The organism is Providencia sp. Je.9.19 (assembly GCF_051129765.1).
Lineage (GTDB): Bacteria > Pseudomonadota > Gammaproteobacteria > Enterobacterales > Enterobacteriaceae > Providencia.
Window position 1 is genome coordinate 1572094 of record NZ_JBCPSS010000001.1, and the last position, 22356, is coordinate 1594449.

The 22356-nt window shown below is 39.4% G+C and carries 17 protein-coding genes; 8 read left to right on the forward strand and 9 right to left on the reverse strand.

The genetic code is table 11. The annotated features are described in order from the left end of the window. Positions 1-112: 112 nt before the first annotated feature. The 5 genes from cra to leuO form a co-directional block, all read right to left on the reverse strand. Positions 113-1123 carry a catabolite repressor/activator gene (cra, locus tag AAZR93_RS07210; protein WP_434719371.1) on the reverse strand — a complete coding sequence of 337 codons (1011 nt, stop codon included), beginning with the start codon at positions 1121-1123 and terminating at the stop codon, positions 113-115. Positions 1124-1207: 84 nt separating this feature from the next. Continuing rightward, positions 1208-1699, reverse strand: coding sequence for an acetolactate synthase small subunit (ilvN, locus tag AAZR93_RS07215; RefSeq protein WP_336428699.1), 492 nt, complete (start codon positions 1697-1699; stop codon positions 1208-1210). Between the two features lie 2 nt (positions 1700-1701). Further along, positions 1702-3429 (reverse strand): acetolactate synthase 3 large subunit, encoded by a 1728-nt coding sequence (gene ilvI / locus AAZR93_RS07220; RefSeq protein WP_336428697.1) that lies wholly within the window; start codon positions 3427-3429, stop codon positions 1702-1704. A gap of 290 nt (positions 3430-3719) precedes the next feature. Then, the gene (locus AAZR93_RS07225; protein WP_434719372.1) at positions 3720-5552 is read right to left on the reverse strand and encodes an AMP-dependent synthetase/ligase; all 1833 of its coding nucleotides are present in this window, start codon (positions 5550-5552) and stop codon (positions 3720-3722) included. A gap of 208 nt (positions 5553-5760) precedes the next feature. Further along, the gene (gene leuO / locus AAZR93_RS07230; RefSeq protein ID WP_294102608.1) at positions 5761-6720 is read right to left on the reverse strand and encodes a transcriptional regulator LeuO; all 960 of its coding nucleotides are present in this window, start codon (positions 6718-6720) and stop codon (positions 5761-5763) included. 916 nt (positions 6721-7636) lie between these two features. Here leuO and leuA point away from each other — a divergent pair. The 7 genes from leuA (at position 7637) to AAZR93_RS07265 (ending at position 16604) form a co-directional block, all read left to right on the forward strand. Next, a complete protein-coding gene (leuA, locus tag AAZR93_RS07235; protein ID WP_434719373.1) occupies positions 7637-9217 on the forward strand; it encodes a 2-isopropylmalate synthase in 1581 nt (526 codons plus the stop codon). A 2-nt stretch (positions 9218-9219) separates the two neighbouring features. Next, positions 9220-10311: a 3-isopropylmalate dehydrogenase gene (gene leuB / locus AAZR93_RS07240; RefSeq protein ID WP_294102603.1), complete on the forward strand. Its 1092-nt coding sequence runs from the start codon at positions 9220-9222 to the stop codon at positions 10309-10311. Between the two features lies 1 nt (position 10312). Further along, entirely contained in the window at positions 10313-11716 is a 1404-nt protein-coding gene (gene leuC / locus AAZR93_RS07245) for a 3-isopropylmalate dehydratase large subunit (protein ID WP_434719374.1), read from the forward strand. A 12-nt stretch (positions 11717-11728) separates the two neighbouring features. Then, positions 11729-12331 (forward strand): 3-isopropylmalate dehydratase small subunit, encoded by a 603-nt coding sequence (leuD, locus tag AAZR93_RS07250; RefSeq protein ID WP_434719375.1) that lies wholly within the window; start codon positions 11729-11731, stop codon positions 12329-12331. A 507-nt stretch (positions 12332-12838) separates the two neighbouring features. Further along, positions 12839-14506, forward strand: coding sequence for an HTH-type transcriptional regulator SgrR (sgrR, locus tag AAZR93_RS07255; protein WP_434719376.1), 1668 nt, complete (start codon positions 12839-12841; stop codon positions 14504-14506). A 610-nt stretch (positions 14507-15116) separates the two neighbouring features. Continuing rightward, positions 15117-15800 (forward strand): DNA mismatch repair endonuclease MutH, encoded by a 684-nt coding sequence (mutH, locus tag AAZR93_RS07260; protein WP_294102595.1) that lies wholly within the window; start codon positions 15117-15119, stop codon positions 15798-15800. An 84-nt stretch (positions 15801-15884) separates the two neighbouring features. Continuing rightward, the gene (locus AAZR93_RS07265) at positions 15885-16604 is read left to right on the forward strand and encodes a TerC family protein (RefSeq protein WP_294102592.1); all 720 of its coding nucleotides are present in this window, start codon (positions 15885-15887) and stop codon (positions 16602-16604) included. A gap of 16 nt (positions 16605-16620) precedes the next feature. Here the strand turns inward: AAZR93_RS07265 and AAZR93_RS07270 are convergent, their stop codons facing one another. Continuing rightward, a complete protein-coding gene (locus AAZR93_RS07270; RefSeq protein WP_294102591.1) occupies positions 16621-16860 on the reverse strand; it encodes a helix-hairpin-helix domain-containing protein in 240 nt (79 codons plus the stop codon). A gap of 189 nt (positions 16861-17049) precedes the next feature. Here AAZR93_RS07270 and AAZR93_RS07275 point away from each other — a divergent pair, with 189 nt between their 5' ends. Continuing rightward, positions 17050-17919 carry an alpha/beta fold hydrolase gene (locus AAZR93_RS07275; protein WP_294102588.1) on the forward strand — a complete coding sequence of 290 codons (870 nt, stop codon included), beginning with the start codon at positions 17050-17052 and terminating at the stop codon, positions 17917-17919. Between the two features lie 136 nt (positions 17920-18055). Here the strand turns inward: AAZR93_RS07275 and AAZR93_RS07280 are convergent, their stop codons facing one another. The 3 genes from AAZR93_RS07280 to speA form a co-directional block, all read right to left on the reverse strand. Next, positions 18056-18835: an acetoin reductase gene (locus AAZR93_RS07280; RefSeq protein WP_434719377.1), complete on the reverse strand. Its 780-nt coding sequence runs from the start codon at positions 18833-18835 to the stop codon at positions 18056-18058. Between the two features lie 338 nt (positions 18836-19173). Next, positions 19174-20103 carry an agmatinase gene (gene speB, locus AAZR93_RS07285; protein ID WP_294102583.1) on the reverse strand — a complete coding sequence of 310 codons (930 nt, stop codon included), beginning with the start codon at positions 20101-20103 and terminating at the stop codon, positions 19174-19176. Between the two features lie 247 nt (positions 20104-20350). Further along, the gene (speA, locus tag AAZR93_RS07290; protein WP_294103190.1) at positions 20351-22255 is read right to left on the reverse strand and encodes a biosynthetic arginine decarboxylase; all 1905 of its coding nucleotides are present in this window, start codon (positions 22253-22255) and stop codon (positions 20351-20353) included. Between the last annotated feature and the right edge of the window lie 101 nt (positions 22256-22356).

Here is a 22356-nt window from a genome sequence, read left to right on the forward strand (position 1 = left end):
GAAAAAAAAAGACCCCTACTCAGTAGGGGCCGATATATTACTAATAATCGTGATCAACATCACTAATTATTCAACGTGTTTTTTTTGAATGCACAAAGTTACGTCGATTTTTTTATTGTTTTCGACCTAAACTTCCGCGGCGGCATAAATCTCGACGAATGCGAGTAATACCCGGTTCTGGTTTTTGTTTCTCATCAAGACTTGCTAAAACCAATTCTAAAATGCGCTCAGCAATATCACGATGACGTTGTGCCAGAGAAAGGACAGGACAACCTAAGAAATCAAGTAGCTCATTATCGCCAAAGGTTGCTATTACCATATGTTCAGGCAAGCGCCCATTGCGCTTCAAGGCAACATCGAGTACACCTTGTAATAAAGAAAATGAGGTCGTAAATAATGCATCCGGCATTTCATTGCCTTTATCCAGCCAATTTGCGAACACATCAGCAGCTGAATTACGCTCATAACTATTAGCATAAATGTAATCGACTTCCCGCGGATCACCTTTCCATCCATTACGAAAACCTTGTTCACGTAAATAACTGACTGACAACTCAGGTAACGCACCAAGATACAATACAGATTCAGCTGGAAATTTACGCAACTCAGTTGAAATCATAAATCCATCTTCTTGGTCATCACCCACAACACTAATAAAGTGTTCTTTTTCAAGTGCTCTATCAAGTGCAATGATAGGTAATGAACGATTGGCCCAGCGCTGATAAAACGGATGTTCAGGAGGCAATGCAGTGGAAACAATAATCGCGTCAACTTGACGCTGAAGAAGATGTTCAACGCAGCGAATTTCGTTATCAGGTTGGTCTTCTGAACAAGCAATCAAAAGCTGATAGCCACGCTGACGCGCTTGTCTTTCAAGGTAATTCGCTATGCGGGTATAGCTTGTATTTTCAAGATCGGGAATAACTAACCCAATAGAACGAGTTCGGCCCGCGCGCAACCCAGCAGCTACTGCATTTGGATGGTAATTGTGTTCTCTGACGACCGCCATCACTTTTTCAACAGTTTTATCGCTGACTCGATACTGCTTGGCTTTGCCATTGATCACATAACTAGCCGTTGTGCGGGAAACACCTGCTAAACGGGCTATTTCATCCAGTTTCACGTTAACCTCTTTACCATATTGGGGATAGCCCCGAGTCATTCGGGGCTTTACACAACTGTATTCTACCTTTGGATGATAAATTTTTCATCGCATAATTTTATCACCACGAGAAACACCGACGATCCCTGAGCGGACAACTTCAACAATTTCAGCAACGCCACGAACAGCTTCAAGGAAAGCATCCAGTTTATCGCTTGTACCCGCTAGCTGAACGGTATAAAGCGTGGGCGTCACATCAACGATTTGTCCACGAAAAATATCAGCACAGCGTTTTATCTCATCACGACCATAACCTGAAGCTTGTAACTTCACTAACATAATCTCACGCTCAATGTGCGCAGAGGCTGTTAGTTCGCTGACGCGCAGTACATCGACCAATTTATGCAATTGCTTTTCAATTTGCTCAAGAACCTTAGCATCACCTTTGGTTTGGATGGTCATTCGTGACAATGTTGGATCATCTGTCGGTGCTACCGTCAGGCTTTCAATATTGTAACCTCGTTGAGAAAACAGGCCAATAACACGAGACAATGCACCTGATTCATTTTCTAATAGTACGGATAAAATACGACGCATGATCAGGTCCTCTGTGTTTTGCTCAACCACATTTCATCCATTGCACCACCGCGGATTTGCATTGGATAAACATGTTCTGTTTCATCAATATTGACATCAACAAATACCAAACGTTGATTTTCGTTCACTTCAACCAAAGCTTGTTTTAGTTTTTCTTCAAGCTCATCAGGAGATTGAATTGAAATCCCTACATGGCCATAAGCCTCGGCAAGTTTAATAAAGTTAGGCAAAGATTGCATATAAGATTGAGAGTGACGGCCTTGATAAATCATATCTTGCCATTGTTTTACCATGCCAAGAAAACCGTTGTTCAAGTTAAGCACTACCACTGGCAAACCATATTGCAATGCGGTTGAGAGCTCTTGAATATTCATTTGGATACTGCCATCGCCCGTCACGCAAATGACCGTTGATTCTGGGTGTGCTAATTTAACCCCAAGCGCAGCGGGTAGTCCAAACCCCATCGTACCTAACCCCCCTGAATTAATCCAACGACGCGGTTTATCAAAAGGATAGTAAAGTGCGGCAAACATTTGATGTTGACCAACATCGGAGGTGACATAGGCCTCCCCCTTCGTTAAACGATAAATAGTTTCTATCGCTTGCTGAGGCTTAACTTTGGTTGGATTTGTTTCATAGCTCAAACACTTTTGGCGACGCCAATCTTCAATATCTTTCCACCAATCTGCCAACGCTTGCAGATCTTGTGAAGACGACGATTGATCCAACTGACCAATCATTTGTTTTAATGCTAATTTAGCATCACCAACAATCGGAATATCCGCATTAACTGTTTTCGAAATTGACGTTGGGTCGACATCAATTTGAATAACAGTTGCATTTGGGCAGTATTTCTCTAGGTTGTTAGTGGTGCGATCATCAAAGCGCACGCCTACCGCGAAAATCACATCCGAATTATGCATGACCTTATTTGCTTCAAAAGTACCATGCATACCTAACATACCGACGGACTGCTTATGGGTTTCAGGAAAAGCGCCAAGTCCCATTAAAGTTGAAACAACAGGTAATTGTAATTTTTCCGCTAGTTCAATGATTTCAGCAGTACAACTTGCATTAATCGCACCGCCACCAATATAAAATACCGGTTTTTTTGCCGCGACTAATTTAGATAACGCTTTTTTGATCTGTCCTTTATGTCCCTGTAAGGTCGGATTATAAGAACGCAAAGAAATAGATTCAGGGTAACGATAAGGAAATTTAAACGCAGGATTAACCGTATCCTTTGGGAAATCGATAACCACAGGTCCTGGGCGACCACTCGCCGCAATATAAAATGCCTTTTTAATAGTTTCAGGGATTTCTTCAGCACTTTTAATTAAAAAACTGTGTTTAACAATCGGTCGAGATATTCCCACCATATCGCATTCTTGGAATGCATCATTGCCAATTAAAGAACTTGCAACCTGCCCAGATAAGATAACCAATGGAATTGAGTCCATGTAGGCTGTAGCAATACCGGTAATTGCGTTTGTTGCACCAGGGCCCGATGTGACCAGTACTACACCAACATCTCCCGTTGAACGAGCATAGCCATCTGCCATATGTACAGCAGCTTGCTCATGGCGCACTAAAATATGTTCTACGCCACCAACAGTATGAAGTGCATCATAGATATCTAATACCGCACCGCCTGGATAACCAAACACGTGCTTTACTCCTTGGTCAATCAAAGACTTGATGACCATTTCAGCTCCCGACAACATCTCCATGAGTTTGTCTCCAGACTAGTTTTGCAAGTTAACAGAGGTATGAATTTCCTCTTTAATTTTTATCATTTAAACGCAGTAATTAAGGCTATTAACATATCGCTCTGGCTGAAACGACGCAAACATCATTTCTGTACAAAGTGTGTTAATTTTTCACATTGTCTTTATCATTAATAATAAATGGATTTATTGACTAAACATCAAGTAAAAGGAAGGGTAAATCACTATTAAAAGGCCAAAAATAGCACAAATAAAAGCCGGATAAGTGGTGATATCCGGCTTTTATAATGCAATTACTCTCGATACATTGACTCAATTTCAATTTGATAACGCTCAGAAATGATTTTCCGGCGCAATTTCAGCGTTGGTGTCAGTTCACCTTTTTCCATAGAGAAGTTAACTGGAAGCAACGTAAAACGTTTCACTTGATGAAAATTTTCAACATTTTTTTGTAATTCTTTTAAACGACTTTCAAATAATGCGACAATATTCGAATCTTTTAGTAACTCAAGACGATCGCGATATTTCAAGTTAATTGAGTTTGCATACTCTTCGAGACTTTCATAACACGGCACAATCAATGCAGAAACAAATTTACGTGCATCCGCAATAACCGCTATGTGTTCAATAAATTTATCTTGACCTAATACGCCTTCAATAACCTGTGGCGCAATATATTTACCGTTAGAGGTTTTCATCAGATCCTTGAGCCTATCAGTAATATATAAATTACCATTTGCATCAATTTTACCGGCATCCCCTGTTTTCAGCCAACCGTCAGCAGTAAAAGTATCAAGCGTTTCCTGTGGACGATTATAATAGCCTTTCATTACAACAGGCCCTTTCACTTGAATTTCATCGTCTTTACCAATACGGACAGAAATTGCCGAAAGCGGTGTTCCAATAGAACCTAATGGATATTGCCCCTCTTCCCAGCAAGAAACTGTCGCACAGGTTTCAGTCATGCCGTAGCCGTACTTTATGTTCACGCCAGCCGCAAGGAAAAAAGCTATCACATCATCATCAAGGCGAGCTCCAGCCGCTGGCATGAAACGAATCCGCCCACCGAGGCCTTGGCGAATTTTACTCAAAACTAACTTATCAGCAATGGGGTAAAAAGCACGGTTAAGTAATGATGAAGAATGCCCCTTAGAAAGGGCTTTAATTTTGTTCTTCCCTACAGATATTGCCCATTGAAATAATGTTCTGCGCAATAATGAGGCTTTTGAGACTTTATTTTGTACTGCGCTGAACACTTTTTCATAAAAACGAGGAACCGCACACATCACTGTCGGTTTAACATCAAGTAAAGCTTCTTTAACTAAATTGGTATCAGTTAGAAAAACGTTCAATGCCCCAGTATGCATGACATAGAAACTCCATGCCCGTTCAAAAACATGGGACAACGGAAGAAAGCTTAAGGAAATATCATCAGGCGTTAATTTTAGTCGATGATCATGAAGGTAAAGCTGTGCGGCCATGTTGTAATAATCAAGCATGACACCTTTAGGTTCACCTGTTGTGCCTGATGTATAGATGATGGTAAATAAATCGCTAAGATTATGCGCTGCGATGCGTTCATCAAATTCAGCTTGATATTGATTTTCAGCCAAGGACATAAATGTTGATAAATGCATTGAGGTAATCGCACTATCTATAAGTTCAACATCATCATTTAATACAACAATAGTCGTCAACTGTGGGCATAAAGGCTGTAACTGGCAAGCAACGCTATATTGTTCTTGCGCGCCAACAAACAGAACTTTAATGTTTGCATCATTAATAATGTACGCAGACTGTTCAACCCCACTCGTTGCATATAGCGGAACGGTAACGGCTCTAATTTGTAAAGCAGCCAAATCCACTAAAGACCAATTCATGCTGTTTTGAGCAAAAAGTCCTATATTTTCTTGAGTCGCGATATTCAAAGCGAGAAGATGACGGGCAATAGCGGATGTCTGTACGCCCACTTTTTCCCAAGTCAGTTCGCTCTGAGTTCCTTTATCCCATTGACTGAAAGCTATCCTGATCGCTGACTCTTTCGCATCAATTCTGCTACGTAAGCGATTAACCAAGTGGTATGGATATAGATTTTCAGTAATCAAAGTATATTTCCTATAGGTCATTATTGACTTAAGCCATTCGGTGCACTCACAAATAACTTAACCAGCTAATTATTTCAGCTTACATGTGTTAGCTGAATATCCGGAGTGTATCCATTTAAGAGAACCTAGGAAAGAAATAATATGTAAATTTTGTGCAAATGTTATGTCAGTTACAAAACTCACCATGATCGTCACCATGATGAGTAACTTATTGCAAATCTAAGCAGCGTTATTGTTGTTCAGAAAGTGCGGAAATCATCAGACAAAACTGTGTTTTCATCCACTGATGACCTTTGTCACGCGCCGTTGACTCATGCCACGTCAAGTAACATGGGCGCGTATTATCTTGCCAAGGTAAATCAATTGATCGCAGCTGAAGTTGGTTTGCATGATGGTCAACAAGCCATTTAGGTGCGATTGCCATTAAATCAGTTTGAGCGACAATATTTAAGACACTACTTAAATCAGTGCCTTGATAACTGACTGTATGTGATAGTTCCGTATTATAATAATAAGGTTTACTAAAAGATCCCATATTATCCATTGACATGATTGCATGCCTTTCATTAATTAATTCATCTTGCGTTATAGTATTTCCAATTCGAGGATGATTATCTGCCACCACAAGTACCAACTCATCATTAAATAAAACATTATGTTGATACTCGGATTTTTCGAATTGATTATAGCCAAGAAAAAAATCTATCTCTTGGTATTTTAATTGATGAGCAATATTGTTATCTAAGAATGAATGAATAAAAACATTAATATTCGGCGATACTATTTTAAATTTATCAACAATAATAGCCGCCAAACGAATATCTAATGGTGAACAAATTGATAAATTAAATGCTCTTTCACTTTGTTTTGGGTCAAAACCGGCCCCCGGTAATTCATTATGAACTAATTGAAGTGCTTGCCTAACGGGCCCAAAAAGTTGTTTAGCGCGGGAAGTTGGCTGAATTCCTCGGCCATAACGTACAAATAGTTCGTCATTAAACATGGATTTCAAACGTGATACCGCATTACTTACGGCGGGTTGTGACATTCCCAACACTTGTGCTGCTCTTGTCACATTTTGCATTTGCATGACAACATCAAAAACCGTTAATAAATTTAAGTCAACATTACGCAGATGAATATCGCTACTTTCTTTTTTTGCTGTTGAAATCGTTTCAAAATCAGTCATTTCATACTCCACTAAATATATTTATCATTTTTGATTAATAAAAAATAATTCATCAATACAGCATTGACGAATTGATAAATTCATTAAATATTATTCTTGAGATAGCTTATCGATGATAAGCTATTTCGCTTTCCCTGCATTTATTAAAACGACGTTTATATTATTTTATCCATTAATTAGATTCACAGTATAGATACCATCGTAAAACGAAAACATTCATCAGTGTAATGAGTTATAATAACGTATTTAAGCCATAACAACTCACTGTAAAATAATAAAACAATTTAAGAAATAAATCATAATAAATATCTTTCTAGCTTGCTAAACATACTCATTATCGGATTAATTTTTAATTATTCATTTATTAGATAATTAACTTAATTGAAGCCATTACCTAAATTAATCTATAGAGACCTTTCATCAACTCCCTAAAGAACAAAATCAAATAAAATACAACAAAATCAATAGATTAAATAAATACATAACGTGCACTACTTCACTAAAAGAATTTTACCCTTATTTTTACCGTTAAATATAGATGAAAACAGCATTAAAATTATGAAAATCAGTCACAATCGCTAAGCTAAGGGTGTCATTCATGTTCTGTAAAATTATGATAAAAATCTAAGATTGACATTAATATTAAGATCACGTATCTATAAATACAGATTAATTAAACGTTAAGTGAGAGACAGTTAAAATGACATTTTCTATCCGCCTACTAAGCCTACTACTACTCGCATCCAATATGCGCGGTATGCTTATGGACAGAAAATAACAGACACTGTCCACAAACATTAAAACCCGCGCAAAACGCGGGTTTTTTTATGCCTGCGGATTAGAAGGGAAAATAAATACCAAACTCGATACATACCAGATTCAATAAAAATAATATTCAGTCTATGAGGGACACAATATGAGCAACCAAGTCATCATCTTCGATACCACATTACGCGACGGCGAGCAGGCATTACAGGCAAGTTTATCAGTTAAAGAAAAATTACAAATTGCATTTGCTTTGGAGCGCCTCGGTGTTGATGTTATTGAAGCAGGTTTCCCTGTTTCCTCTCCTGGCGATTTTGAATCTGTACAAACCATAGCTAGTGAAATCAAAAATAGCCGTATTTGCGCACTGTCTCGTTGTGTTATCAATGATATCGATGTTGCTGCTGAATCTTTAAAAGTTGCAGAAGCCTTCCGTTTACATATGGTATTAGCGACATCTGCTTTACACGTTGAAAAGAAATTACGCAAAACTTTTGATGATATTGTTGAGATGGCAGTAGGCTCTATTAAACATGCACGCCGCTTTACAGATGATGTTGAGTTTTCTTGTGAAGATGCCGGACGTACTGATCCAGACCATTTATGCCGCATCGTTGAAGCGGCAATTAAAGCAGGTGCAACCACTGTAAATATTCCAGATACTGTTGGTTATACAACACCTTATCAATTTGGTGGCATTATCAAAGATTTGTTTAATCGCGTGCCCAATATTGATAAAGCCGTTATTTCAGTACACTGCCATGATGACTTAGGTATGTCAGTCGCTAACTCAATTAGCGCAGTCCAAGCAGGCGCACGCCAGGTTGAGGGAACAATTAACGGCTTAGGTGAACGAGCAGGTAATACGGCATTAGAAGAAGTGATTATGGCAATTAAATTGCGCGAACAAATGTTAGGCGTACATACCAATATCAATCACAAAGAAATTTACCGTACCAGCCAATTAGTTAGCCAATTATGTAATACCCCAATCCCTGCTAATAAAGCAGTTGTCGGCAGTAACGCCTTTACTCACTCATCGGGTATCCACCAAGATGGCGTGTTAAAAAATCGTGAAACTTACGAAATAATGACCCCTGAATCCATTGGCTTAAAAGAAGCTCAATTGAATTTAACTTCACGCTCAGGTCGCGCAGCAGTTAAACATCGTATGGAAGAAATGGGCTACAGCGAAGGCAAAGATTTTAAATTGGATGAATTGTATACTGCATTCTTAAGCTTAGCAGATAAGAAAGGCCAAGTTTTTGACTATGACTTAGAAGCCTTGGCATTCTTCGCTAAACAGCAAGATGAAACTGACCATTTTGTTATGGATTACTTCAGCACGCAATCAGGCTCAAGTATTGTTGCCACGGCTACAGTTAAAATGCACTGTGGCGAAAAAGAGATCTCCGAAGCGGCTACCGGTAATGGTCCTGTAGATGCGATTTATCAAGCCATCAGCAAAATAACCAATTACCCAATGAAATTAGTTTCTTATCAATTGTCTGCCAAAGGCCACGGTGAGAATGCATTAGGTCAAGTAGATATCGTTGTAGAATGCTTTAACCGTCGTTTCCATGGGATGGGTTTAGCAACAGATATCGTTGAATCTTCAGCAAAAGCGATGGTACATGTATTAAATAGTATCTGGCGCTCAGAACAAGTCGAAAAACAAAAACAAAAAATAAACCAACAAGAATCACAATCAATTACAAAGGAAGCTGTTTAACAATGTCTAAGAGCTATCAAATCGCCGTATTACCGGGAGATGGAATTGGTCCTGAAGTTATGGCACAAGCGAGCAAAGTACTAGATGCTATTAGCAAGCGTTTTGCTATATCTATTGAAACGAAAGAATATGATGTTGGCGGAGCCGCTATCGACCGCCATGGCAAACCTTTACCAGAAGAAACAGTAACAGGTTGCGAAAACGCCGATGCAGTATTGTTTGGTTCAGTAGGTGGCCCTAAATGGGAACATTTACCCCCTGATAGCCAGCCAGAACGTGGCGCATTATTGCCTTTACGTAAGCATTTTAAATTATTTAGTAACCTGCGCCCTGCTCGTCTATATAAAGCGTTGGAAGCATTTTGTCCATTGCGCGCCGACATTGCTGCACAAGGTTTTGATATCCTTTGTGTTCGTGAATTAACTGGCGGGATCTATTTCGGACAACCGAAAGGTCGTAAAGGCGAAGGTGACGATGAATATGCATTTGATACTGAAATTTATCATCGCTATGAAATTGAACGTATTGCACGTATTGCCTTTGAATCAGCTCGCAAACGCAGCAATAAAGTTACCTCAATTGATAAAGCAAACGTATTACAGAGCTCGGTTTTATGGCGCGAAGTTGTTAATACAATCGCAAAAGAATATCCAGATGTTGAAGTTAATCATATGTATATCGACAACGCAGCAATGCAAATGATTAAAGCACCTTCTCAGTTTGACGTGGTTTTATGTTCAAACTTATTTGGTGACATTATTTCAGATGAGTGCGCCATGATCACAGGTTCTATGGGAATGTTACCTTCTGCAAGTTTAAATGCTGACGGTTTCGGTTTGTATGAACCCGCAGGTGGCTCAGCACCGGATATTGCAGGCAAAAACATCGCTAACCCTATTGCACAAATTTTATCTGCATCCATGTTATTAAGATTTAGTTTAAATCAAACAGATGCTGCTGATGCAATTGAAAGAGCGGTAAATAAAGCTTTAGAGAATGGCTATCGCACCGGTGATTTAGCGGGAGATGGTGTTTCAATCAGTACCAGTGAAATGGGTGATATCATTGCCCGCTATATTGCAGAAGAGGTGTAACATGGCCAAAACTTTATATCAGAAATTATATGATGCCCACGTTATTCGTGAAGTTGATAATGAAATTCCACTGATTTATATCGACCGTCATTTGGTTCATGAAGTTACATCCCCTCAGGCATTTGATGGGTTAAGAACTAAAAATCGTCCATTACATCAACCGGGCAAGACTTTTGCCACCATGGATCATAACGTATCGACGCAAACTAAAGATATTAATGCATGTGGTGATATGGCACGTATTCAAATGCAAGAGTTGATGAAAAACTGCCAAGAATTCGGTGTTACCTTATATGATTTAAATCATGAATTTCAAGGTATTGTGCATGTTATGGGACCGGAACAAGGTATCACTTTGCCGGGTATGACAATTGTCTGTGGTGATTCCCACACAGCAACGCACGGTGCATTCGGCTCATTAGCATTTGGTATCGGCACTTCTGAAGTCGAGCACGTAATGGCAACGCAAACGCTGAAACAAGCGCGTGCTAAAACAATGAAAATTGAAGTTGTCGGTAAAACCGCGGTTGGCATTACCGCGAAAGATATTGTTCTGGCGATCATTGGGACAACAGGTAGTGCAGGTGGTACGGGCTATATTGTTGAATTTTGTGGTGAAGCGATTACAAATTTAAGCATGGAAGGCCGTATGACTGTCTGTAACATGGCCATCGAATTAGGTGCAAAAGCGGGTATTATTGCGCCCGACGAAACAACTTTCAATTATATGAAAGGTCGTCAATTTGCACCAAAAGATCAGCTATGGGATGACGCAATCACATACTGGAAAACGTTAAAAACCGATGATGATGCCCAATTTGATAAAACCATTACTATCCAAGCGAATAGTATTGCCCCGCAAGTTACTTGGGGTACGAATCCAGGACAAGTGATTGCCATTGACCAATTGATTCCGGCTCCTGAATCGTTTGCCGATCCAGTAGAACGTGCTTCAGCAGAAAAAGCATTAGCTTATATGGGATTAGAATCAGGTATTAAATTATCTGACGTGAAAATTGATAAAGTTTTCATCGGTTCATGTACTAACTCACGTATTGAAGATTTACGTGCCGCTGCGGTCATTGCCAAAGGGCAAAAAGTCGCATCAGGGGTTCAGGCGATAGTTGTTCCGGGATCAGGCCCTGTTAAAGCCCAAGCAGAACAGGAAGGTTTGGACAAAATATTTATCGATGCAGGTTTTGAATGGCGCTTACCGGGCTGCTCAATGTGCTTAGCGATGAATAATGACCGTTTAAATCCGGGTGAACGCTGCGCATCAACGAGTAATCGTAACTTTGAAGGTCGACAAGGCCGTGCTGGTCGAACACACTTAGTCAGCCCTGCAATGGCAGCCGCGGCAGCTATTAATGGCCATTTTGCTGACGTTCGTGATATTCAGGTTTAAAGGAGATAAATAATGGAAAAGTTAATTACCCATGTCGGCATTGTGGTTCCTTTAGACGCAGCTAACGTTGATACTGATGCGATTATTCCAAAGCAATTTTTACAAAAAGTTACCCGTACCGGTTTTGGTCAACACCTGTTTAATGACTGGCGTTTTCTTGATGAAGCAGGTCAAAAACCTAACCCTGATTTTGTACTGAATAAACCAGTTTTCAAAGGCGCGAGTATTTTATTAGCCCGTGAAAACTTTGGTTGTGGCTCCTCTCGCGAACATGCGCCTTGGGCTTTAACCGATTTTGGGATTCAAGTCGTTATCGCACCCAGTTTTGCTGATATTTTCTATGGTAACTCATTTAATAATCAATTATTGCCGATTAAATTAAACGAGCAACAAGTTGATGAAATGTTCAATTATGTCAACCACCATGAAGGTTGCCAGTTTACCGTTGATTTGGAAGCACAAACTGTCACCGCCGGTGATAAAACCTATCATTTTGAAATTGATAGCTTCCGCCGCCACTGCATGATGAATGGTTTAGATAGCATTGGTTTGACTCTGCAACATGTCGAACAGATTAAAGAATATGAGCAGAAGATCCCTGCTTTTATGAATTAATACATCCTAAATATAAGCGTTCATACTCAATGGACGCTTTTTACTTCCCTATAATACCTAGCTATTACGTATTTTATTGCGCTTTTGCTTCAAAAATGCGGAATTAATCACGGTTTCAATCTAACCCACCCAACAATCACTTCCCTATTAATTTCTTAGTGTATAATTGTCTTTGTCTTAAAAAAACAAAAACAAATTAATACTAAATCTATCCTCTAAATAGTTTGTTTCACAGCAAGGCGGCAAACGAGGATATCTCAGGGAGCATACACTAGTATGTGACCTGAGTAGCCGAGTGAAGCCAACACGGCTGTGGAACAAAATATGACGAGGATATATGACGAGGATAAAAAAAACCGGCTATCGCCGGCTTGGTAATATATACCATTACTCATAAAGGGGGAGTTGCCTACAAGTTGTAGACCAATCGAGCTACTTACTGGAACCTATTATCACCCGATTCTAGGAAATTAATATTGATGTAATACTTGTCGGAGTTCCTCTTTTATGTCTAGCCCACGTTTACAGACACAATTTATTCGCCTTTGGCAAAATTTTCAGGGGCAAAATAGTGAGACTACATTGCAGCATATTGCGGACACTTTATTTTGCTCTAGGCGCCATGTTCGTACCTTGCTTAATAATATGCAGCGGCAAGGCTGGCTGAGTTGGCAAGCGGAATCGGGACGAGGTAAACGCTCAGCATTACTTTTTCATGTCAATGGATTAGAACTACAACAAGCCCAAGCAGAACGTTTATTAAAAGATGAAAGTATTGATAAATTAGTTGCATTAGTCGGCGATAAAGAGACTATTCGGCAACTGGTTTTATCTGAGCTAGAGCGTAGTTATCGACAAGGTAAAAACCTGCTGCGCATTATTTATTATCGTGATTTCCCTATTTTACTGCCTGGAATACCGATTAGACGCTCTGAAATTCATTTAATCAGCCAAATTTTTAATGGTTTAATTCATATAAATGAGGAAAAAGGGGAAGTTGAAGATGGCTTAGCGCATCATTGGCAAAATCATAATGACAGTGAATGGCGTTTTTATTTACGTCCTGCTATCTACTTTCATCATGGTCGTGAAATGCTTGTCGATGATGTTATTCACTCATTGCTACGTTTGAAAAACGGTTGGCCGTTGTTTTCACATATTGAATCAGTGACTTCCCCACAACCTTATGTCATTGATATAAAACTGAGTCGGCCTGATAAACAATTTCTTTGGCTATTAGGTAGCCCCCACGCTGCTATTTTGCCAAAAGAATGGGAAAGTATAGAGAACTTCAGTCAATATCCTATTGGTACAGGGCCTTATCAAGTCGAAAAAAATCTCCCTCAAAAGTTGTCGATCACCGCCTTCGACCGCTATTTTGGCTACCGCGCCTTACTCGATGAAGTCACTATTTGGGTTGTGCCTGAACTTGCAGAACAAATGGTTTGTTCCACATTAAAAATGGATAGTGATAAAAACAATAATAATTCGTTAGAAAGTCGCATGGAAGAAGGTTGTTATTTTTTACTCATGGATAAACGTTCTAAATTATTTCCGCGAGAGGATATCCGCCAATGGTTATGTAGTTTTTTAACTCCAGTAAATTTATTGGCGCACTGTGAGCCTTATTATCAACGTCACTGGGCTCCGGCTTATGGATTACTACTGCATTGGCATCACAGTAAAATGCTCACGGCCCTTCCTAAACCTACCGATTTAACCGAGCTTACCGTTACGTTTTATAGCCATCATCATGAATTTATTGCGATCAGCCAGATAATGAAGCGAGTTTTGTACAGTCAAGGCGTCGAACTCAAAATTAACATCATCGATTATAATGATTGGTTCAATGGTAATGCTGATAGTGATATCTGGCTGACAACTGCTAATTTTTTCAAACCACTTGAGTTTTCCATTTTTGCGACTTTGTATGAAATGCCCTTATTACGTAAGTGCCTTGGGGAAACATTAGAAAATGAACTAGACCAATGGCGTAACAAAAAATTAGATATTGAATCATGGTGTAAAAGCTTAATTGATACGCACGTTTTTCACCCTATTTTTCATCACTGGCTAGAACTTCAAGGTCAACGCACAATGCGCGGCGTGAGAATGAATACTTTTGGCTGGTTTGACTTTAAATCAGCATGGTTTAAGCCCTCTGAGGATAATTAACAGAAATAGCAATAGTTATAAACAATAAAAGAGCGTAACAAGGATGTTATTCACTTTTTCTGTGGATATCTATGTTAACAACCAGATAGTAATCAGGGTATATCCCAATCCTCTATTTTTAGTACAGATATAAATAATAAAATTAATAATTAAAATTCAATAAGATATGACAAAAAAATCTTTTTTATCCACTGTTAGTTTTATCCTGAATTTTCTCCAAGACTTGAACTGAACAAAGATCAAACAATGTCTGATTTATCCACAACTAATGGGTTTAACTTAATCAAATTATGTGACAAAGTTCAAATAACCGCATCCGTCAAGCCTGTAAATGCACACAGTAATCACTGCTTTTGACAGTTATCCAGAAATCCTGTGGATAACCTAGTGCATGACCCTGTGATTATCTCGGGATGAAGTTGAATAACCCGAAAAATAATAAAATTTTCATTAACAAAATAAAGATTATATTCATATAAATCATGCCATTAAAAATAATAATGAAAAAGTGTTATACTCTATCCACATCGTTAATTATTTTTGATTAATTTTCATACAAAAATAATTCACAAAAAATAACTATCCCTAAAACATAACACTTAAAAATATTATGCAATTTACGTCACCACTACCGCCTGAAAATGAATCTATCCTAATGGATAGAGCGCGAGCGCTTGCTGGATATACATTAGGAGAATTAGCTCAAATGGCAGGGCTTCCTATCCCACCTAATTTAAAGCGCGATAAAGGCTGGGTTGGTATGCTCATTGAATATTTTTTAGGAGCGACGGCGGGCAGTAAAGCAGAACAAGACTTTGCCAATATTGGCATTGAACTAAAAACAATTCCCATTGACAGCCAAGGCATTCCACTTGAAACGACGTTTGTTTCTGTCGCTCCTTTAACAGGAAATAGCGGTTTAACATGGGAAAATAGTCATGTAAGGCGTAAACTATCTCGCGTTCTTTGGTTTCCCATCGAAGGAGAACGGCAAATTCCCTTAGCACTACGACGGGTAGCTAACCCATTAATTTGGAGCCCATCACCACTTGAGGAACAATTACTGCGACAAGACTGGGAAGAACTGATGGATTTAATTGTGCTAGGTAAAGTTGAAGCAATTACAGCGCGTCATGGTCAGGTACTACAAATTCGCCCAAAAGCGGCGAATAACAAAGCATTAACGGAGGCAATTGGTGAATTTGGCCAACCGATTTTGACCCTACCCCGCGGTTTTTATTTGAAAAAAGATTTTACAGCACCATTATTAGCAAGGCATTTTAATTTAAATTAACGAATCTAATTACCGCCTGTACCAAAACAGACGATAATATATCGCTATCACTGTTTAAAAATACTTAATTTTAAAGGTACAAAGATGTTTGAGTGGCTTCTTGATCCTCATGCTTGGATGGCATTAGCAACCTTAACTATTCTCGAAATTGTATTAGGTATCGATAATATTATTTTTTTAAGTATTGTCGTCAGTAAACTCCCCGCCCATCAACAGCACAGTGCTAGACGCATAGGACTGATTGCAGCAATGGCAATGCGCCTTGCTTTACTTGCCTCTATTGCTTGGCTGGCACGTTTAACAACACCATTATTTACCATCGCAGAACACATGGTTTCTGCTCGTGATTTAATTTTATGTGCCGGAGGCATCTTTCTTATCTGGAAGGCTAGTCAGGAAATTTTTGACACCATCGAAGGAGAAGAAGATAACTTTATACAAAAACCAATAAGCTCATTTTGGGCGGCTATTTTCCAAATTGCGCTGCTCGATATTATTTTTAGTTTAGACTCCGTCATCACTGCCGTTGGGTTGTCTGACCATCTATTCATCATGATGGCCGCAGTGATCATTTCGGTTTTAATTATGATGTTTGCCGCCAAATCAATTGGGGATTTTGTCGATCGCTACCCTTCTATTAAAATATTGGCATTATCATTTTTAATTTTAGTTGGTTTTACGTTGATATTAGAAAGCGTACAAGTTCATGTTTCTAAGGGCTACATTTATTTTGCTATGTTCTTCTCGATGGCAGTCCAAGTGCTTAACATTTTGCGCAGTAAAAAATGGAAAACTAGAGATTAAGTGTCAAAAAATAAAACTAATTAGCGGAAAGCTTAGCTGCTGCAATAGCACCTTCTACCGCTTTTTTAGCTTGAGGGCTATTTTTCCAACAACTTGAGCCTGTTAATGCTGCGCCTGAGATTAAAATCTCATCATACGAAGCCTCACTCAGCTGTTGCAATGAACTAAATCCCATTTGCTCAAGACGGCTAATAACCATGGGACCTACCCCTTTTACGGCTAATAAAATTTGCTTTTCAGATTCTGAGAATGCCATAGCACCACCTTTATCTATAAAATATTACTATTATGAAGATTAGATTTTGCATTTTACTTCTTTATTAATTTAAAATCGCTACTATCAACTTATCATTTGGATAAATGATAAGACTTACATTTTTCGCGACATTTAGAAAATAAAACTCATCGTGATGAAAGTGTGTTATCCCATTTTTAGGAATGTACAATGTATAAAAATAAACTCACGAATACACGACAACTATCGATGAGTCTTCCAGATGGACGTAATTTGTCTTGGTATGAGTCTGGCCCTAAAAAAGGTTTCCCTGTTATCTTCTGCACAGGTGCAGGTATGAGTGGCTCCCTAGGGTTCGGCATTGATTTGCTTGAAGCTCTTAATCTTCGTCTTATTGTTCCAGAACGAGCAGGATTAGGCTATTCAACACAAGATCCACAAAAATCACTGAAAAGTTTTGCTGATGAAATTCAACTCTTATTAGCCGCTCAGCACATTCAAGACTTTTCAGTAATCGGTTTTTCACAAGGGGCAGTCTTTGCAATGGCATTGGCCCATTATGCTGCACCGGTTTCCCTTTCGCTTGTTTCGGGTCAAGACCAATTTGAATATCCGGCCACTAAGGCGTTACTTAGATCTGATATCATTAATATGCAAGAGCAAGCAATTAATACCCCTGAAGCTTTATCTGATTGGCTACTTAGAAATGTCACATCTCAATGGTTATTAGCTTTTATTCTTAATTGTAGTGCTGAAGTTGACCAAAATATTTATAGCGAAGATAGCTTTCTTCCTGCATACAGCCAATGTATGGAACATGCATTTAACCAAGGTAATCAAGGTTATATACAAGATTTATTGATCACACTTCAACCTTGGCAATTTGATCCTGAAGATATTCACTGCCCAGTTTCTCTATGGTATGGCAAATTAGATGTCAGCTCGGTTCATTCACCTGATTTTGGTCAAACACTGGCAAAACGCTTCCCTAATTGTGAATACCATTTATTCGCCGATGAAGGCGGTTCATTACTTTGGACACAAGCCAACGCTATTTTGCAATCGTTAATTTCGCGATAATGATTAACAATAAATTTAGTATATCGATATCAGATATCACACATACATATTATTAAAGATAGCCTGCAATAATATAGCCGTATCTTATCTATTTGATACGGCTATTAACATTAACCAAAATAAATATTCGTCTTAATTAACGGTAAACTATACCGCCATCCGTTAAGATTGATTGCCCTGTAATATAGTCTGAATCATCACTAGCTAAGAATGTAACCAGACCCGCAACATCTTCTGGTGTCTGCGCACGTCCTAATGCAATCCCTTCAACATATTTTTTATATGTTTCACCTTTTGGTGTTCCGGTGATCTCAGAGAAACGTTCATCAATCTCAACCCACATATCTGTCCCAACAATACCTGGGCAATAGGAGTTGACAGTAATACCTGCGCTTGCGTACTCTTTTGCAGCAGCTTGGGTTAATGCACGGACAGCAAATTTAGTTGCTGAGTAAACGCCAAGCATCGCAAAACCATCATGACCCGCAATCGAGGATGCGTTAATGATTTTACCTTTTTGCTTTCGCTGTATGAATTTTTCACTAGCCGCTTGGATCCCCCACAGGGTGCCATCGACATTAATTCTAAAAATCAAATCCATATCTTCTTGGCGAACATCTGCGATAGGTTTTACTTGCGCAATCCCTGCGTTGTTGATCATCACATCAAAACCACCTAGTTGTGCCTCTGCATGAGCAACCGCAGCAAAAACCTCATCTCGTTGACTGATGTCGGCGGTAAATGTTGTCACTTTACGGTCTAGTGCTTCAATTTCTTTAGCTACATCACTGAGTTTGTCTTTATTCAGATCGACTAACGCAATATCCGCACCCTCTTTAGCCAAACGTAAGGCAATACCGCGGCCAATACCCTGTGCAGCACCAGTCACTAAAATCACTTTATTCTTTAATCTCATCTCTCTCTCCACCTGAGCGATAGCCAAAACGGCTGATTAATACTTAATAATAAGTTAACAATAATGACAACAAGTTACAAAATAATAATTTTAAACCATAATTATTAATTAAAATGAAACATTAAACTAAATTAATTTTAATCTCTGTTTAATCACGATAGAAAAACAGTATCTGAGCGGAATGAGAAGAATTTAACGTTAATAATTAAGGTGATATAAACAAGCAAAAAGTGCGATTTATTTTATTTGGTAGATTAATTGTACTAATAGGCAGGACATCAGAAGATATTTAAAACAAAGGCCATCGGATTAAGACGGCCTTTACGTTATAAATAATATTATTTTGCTATTTTTTTAGCTGCTTGAATGTATAACATTTCTAATGCGATAGTTGCAGCTGCCAACGCTGTAATTTCAGATTGGTCATAAGCTGGTGCAACTTCCACTAAATCCATTCCAACGATATTCAATGATTGTATGCCACGCAACAATTTTAGTGCTCTGTCGGTAGTCAACCCACCAATAACTGGCGTTCCAGTTCCCGGTGCAAATGCAGGATCAAGGCAATCTATATCAAATGTCAGATAAACAGGCATGTCACCGACGATTTGCTTGATTTGTGCAATCATGTCTTCAACGCCACGATCGTTAACCTGAGCAGCATCCAGTACAGTGAAACCATTATCAGTATCATGTTCTGTACGAATACCAATTTGAACAGAATGCTTTGGATCGATCAGACCTTCATTCGGTGCATGAAAGAACATAGTTCCGTGGTCAAATTTGCTACCGTTGCCGTAAGTATCGGTATGTGCATCAAAGTGGACTAATGCCATTTTACCAAAGTGTTTAGCATGAGCACGTAACAAAGGCAAAGTAACAAAGTGGTCACCACCAAATGTTAAGCATTGTTTACCCGATTCCAGTAATTTTTCGATATGTGCTTGCAGTTTATTACACATATCTTGTGCATCACCAAATGCAAATACTACATCACCGCAGTCTGCCACTTTCAAATAATCTGTTACAGAAAAATCCCACGGCCAACGTTTCTCTTCCCAAGCAAGATTGGTGGAAACTTGACGGATAGCAGCAGGACCATGACGGCTCCCCGCTCGTCCTGAAGTTGCCATATCAAATGGCACACCAGTAATGACCCAATCAGCATCTGAGCTGTATGGCTGAAAATTCAGAGGGAAACGCATAAAACCAAAAGCGTTAGAAACCAATGAATTATCGAACTGATTATCTAATGTACTATTAATCATTTCTGTTCCTCAAAGTGGACCTACCCGTTAGTAAGCCCTTTTAATATTTGGTTCGAGTAGTTTTACCTAATCAATTTCATTCAGTACAAATAATAAACAAACTATGTTTTTTTGCATAACCTTAGCTCTAAATAGTTCGAACTGTAGCTAGGCGGCAATTGAGGGCACCCGATGAGCATACATAAAGTATGTGATTCGGGTAACCGAGTGAAGCCAACAACGCTATAATGCGAAATATAACGAGCATTTACTCGTCTTCGAGATAGGTATAACCATACAACCCATTTTCAAATTCTTCTACAAAGTCTTTTTGTAACTGCTCGCTCAGACCTTTGCCTTTTACTTGCTCAATGAAGCTTTCTAATAGCACTTCCGGCACTAATTTGACGTATTGCAGCATGTCTGCGACAGAGTCACCTTCTTCACTTTGTAAGTAACGCGCATTGCCTTGGCTGTCTACCCATACATCTATCGCTGCGGTGTCACCAAATAAATTATGCATATTACCCAATATTTCTTGATAGGCGCCTATCATAAAGAAACCTATCATCGGTGGTTTTTCTGGGTCATAAGCTGGCATTGGCATTGTGGTTTCAATGCCATCGCCATCAACATAGTGGTCGATGATGCCATCTGAATCGCAGGTAATATCAAGTACGACAGCTCGTCGGTCTAAAGGTTTATCTAAGCCTTCAATTGGTAATACTGGGAAAACTTGATCAATACCCCACGAATCCGGTAGCGATTGGAACAAAGAGAAATTCACATAGAATTTGTCTGCCATACGCTCTTGTAGCTCATCTATAATCGGGCGATGTGCTCGGTTGCTTGGATCTAAGTCTTGCTGGATACGACGACAAATATTGAGGTATAGCTCTTCTGCCCAAGCACGTTGAGTTAAATCTAATACTCCGTGAGCATATTGGGTATGCGCTTCTTGCAAGTCAAATTGACTATCATGCAACCATTCGCGTAGTGAACGACTATTACCTTGATGCTGCATTGATTCCCACGTTTCCCACAAAGAAATCAGTGAGCGTGGCGCATCTTCACTTGGCGCAGAGGTTTTCGTAAATTCATTACGCTCTACCCCGATAACATTAGACACTAAGACCGTGTGATGCGCAGTAAGAGCACGACCCGATTCAGTGATAACGGTTGGGTGAGGTAGATTAAATTCTTCACAGGCGTCACCAATTGCCCAAATAACGTTATTAGCGTATTCATTTAGCCCATAGTTAACTGAACAATCAGATTGGGAACGAGTGCCTTCATAGTCAACACCCAGACCGCCACCTACATCAAAACATTGAATATTGACGCCAATACGATGTAACTCAACATAGAAACGCGCCGACTCTCGCACACCTGTCGCAATATCACGAATATTCGCCATCTGAGATCCGAGATGGAAATGTAATAATTGCAAGCTATCTAAGCGATTCGCATTACGTAAAATTTCGACTAACTGCAAAACTTGCGTCGCGGCTAAACCAAATTTTGATTTTTCCCCACCACTCGCCTGCCACTTTCCTGAACCTTGAGATGCGAGACGTGCACGAACACCTAAACGAGGCGTTACATTCAAGCTTTCAGCTTCTTTAAGCACCATTTCGATTTCGGACATTTTTTCGATGACGAGGTAAACTTTATGACCCAGTTTCTCACCAATAAGTGCCAATCGAATATATTCACGGTCTTTATAGCCGTTACAGACAATCACAGTACAAGTACGTCCCGCATTCGCGAGCACTGCCATGAGTTCAGCTTTAGAGCCAGCTTCTAGCCCTAAAGGCTCTCCTGAATTGACAAGAGATTCAATCACACGACGCTGTTGATTAACCTTAATGGGATAGACCAGAAAGTAATCGCCTTTATAGCCATACGACTCACGGGCACGCCTAAAGGCTGCGTTTATCGAACGTAAACGATGTTGTAGAATTTGCGGAAAGCAAAATAGTGCAGGTAAACGCAGACTCTGTTGCTCTTCTTTCACTTGATAAACAAGTTCAGCCAAATCAACAACGGTGTCAGGACTTTCAGGGTTAGGGCAAACACAGACATTTCCGCGTTCATTCACCTGATAGTAACCTCCGCCCCAATACGCGATGTTGTACGTCTGGCGCATTTTGCGAGCGATATTATCATTCATTATAAACTCCTAGTATGGAGGGGTGAGTGACGCGTTCTCTTTCCAGTCAAATATCAGTCAAAGACATGATACCGCTAGGCGGTTATGCTAGGGAAATTGCT

Bases quoted from the DNA above. Each gene is read 5' to 3' on its own strand.
- ilvN (WP_336428699.1), bottom strand. From the start codon at position 1,699: ATGCGTCGTATTTTATCCGTACTATTAGAAAATGAATCAGGTGCATTG.
- ilvI (WP_336428697.1), bottom strand. From the start codon at position 3,429: ATGGAGATGTTGTCGGGAGCTGAAATGGTCATCAAGTCTTTGATTGAC.
- AAZR93_RS07225 (WP_434719372.1), bottom strand. From the start codon at position 5,552: ATGACCTATAGGAAATATACTTTGATTACTGAAAATCTATATCCATAC.
- leuO (WP_294102608.1), bottom strand. From the start codon at position 6,720: ATGACTGATTTTGAAACGATTTCAACAGCAAAAAAAGAAAGTAGCGAT.
- leuA (WP_434719373.1), top strand. From the start codon at position 7,637: ATGAGCAACCAAGTCATCATCTTCGATACCACATTACGCGACGGCGAG.
- leuB (WP_294102603.1), top strand. From the start codon at position 9,220: ATGTCTAAGAGCTATCAAATCGCCGTATTACCGGGAGATGGAATTGGT.
- leuC (WP_434719374.1), top strand. From the start codon at position 10,313: ATGGCCAAAACTTTATATCAGAAATTATATGATGCCCACGTTATTCGT.
- leuD (WP_434719375.1), top strand. From the start codon at position 11,729: ATGGAAAAGTTAATTACCCATGTCGGCATTGTGGTTCCTTTAGACGCA.
- sgrR (WP_434719376.1), top strand. From the start codon at position 12,839: ATGTCTAGCCCACGTTTACAGACACAATTTATTCGCCTTTGGCAAAAT.
- mutH (WP_294102595.1), top strand. From the start codon at position 15,117: ATGCAATTTACGTCACCACTACCGCCTGAAAATGAATCTATCCTAATG.
- AAZR93_RS07265 (WP_294102592.1), top strand. From the start codon at position 15,885: ATGTTTGAGTGGCTTCTTGATCCTCATGCTTGGATGGCATTAGCAACC.
- AAZR93_RS07270 (WP_294102591.1), bottom strand. From the start codon at position 16,860: ATGGCATTCTCAGAATCTGAAAAGCAAATTTTATTAGCCGTAAAAGGG.
- AAZR93_RS07275 (WP_294102588.1), top strand. From the start codon at position 17,050: ATGTATAAAAATAAACTCACGAATACACGACAACTATCGATGAGTCTT.
- AAZR93_RS07280 (WP_434719377.1), bottom strand. From the start codon at position 18,835: ATGAGATTAAAGAATAAAGTGATTTTAGTGACTGGTGCTGCACAGGGT.
- speB (WP_294102583.1), bottom strand. From the start codon at position 20,103: ATGATTAATAGTACATTAGATAATCAGTTCGATAATTCATTGGTTTCT.
- speA (WP_294103190.1), bottom strand. From the start codon at position 22,255: ATGAATGATAATATCGCTCGCAAAATGCGCCAGACGTACAACATCGCG.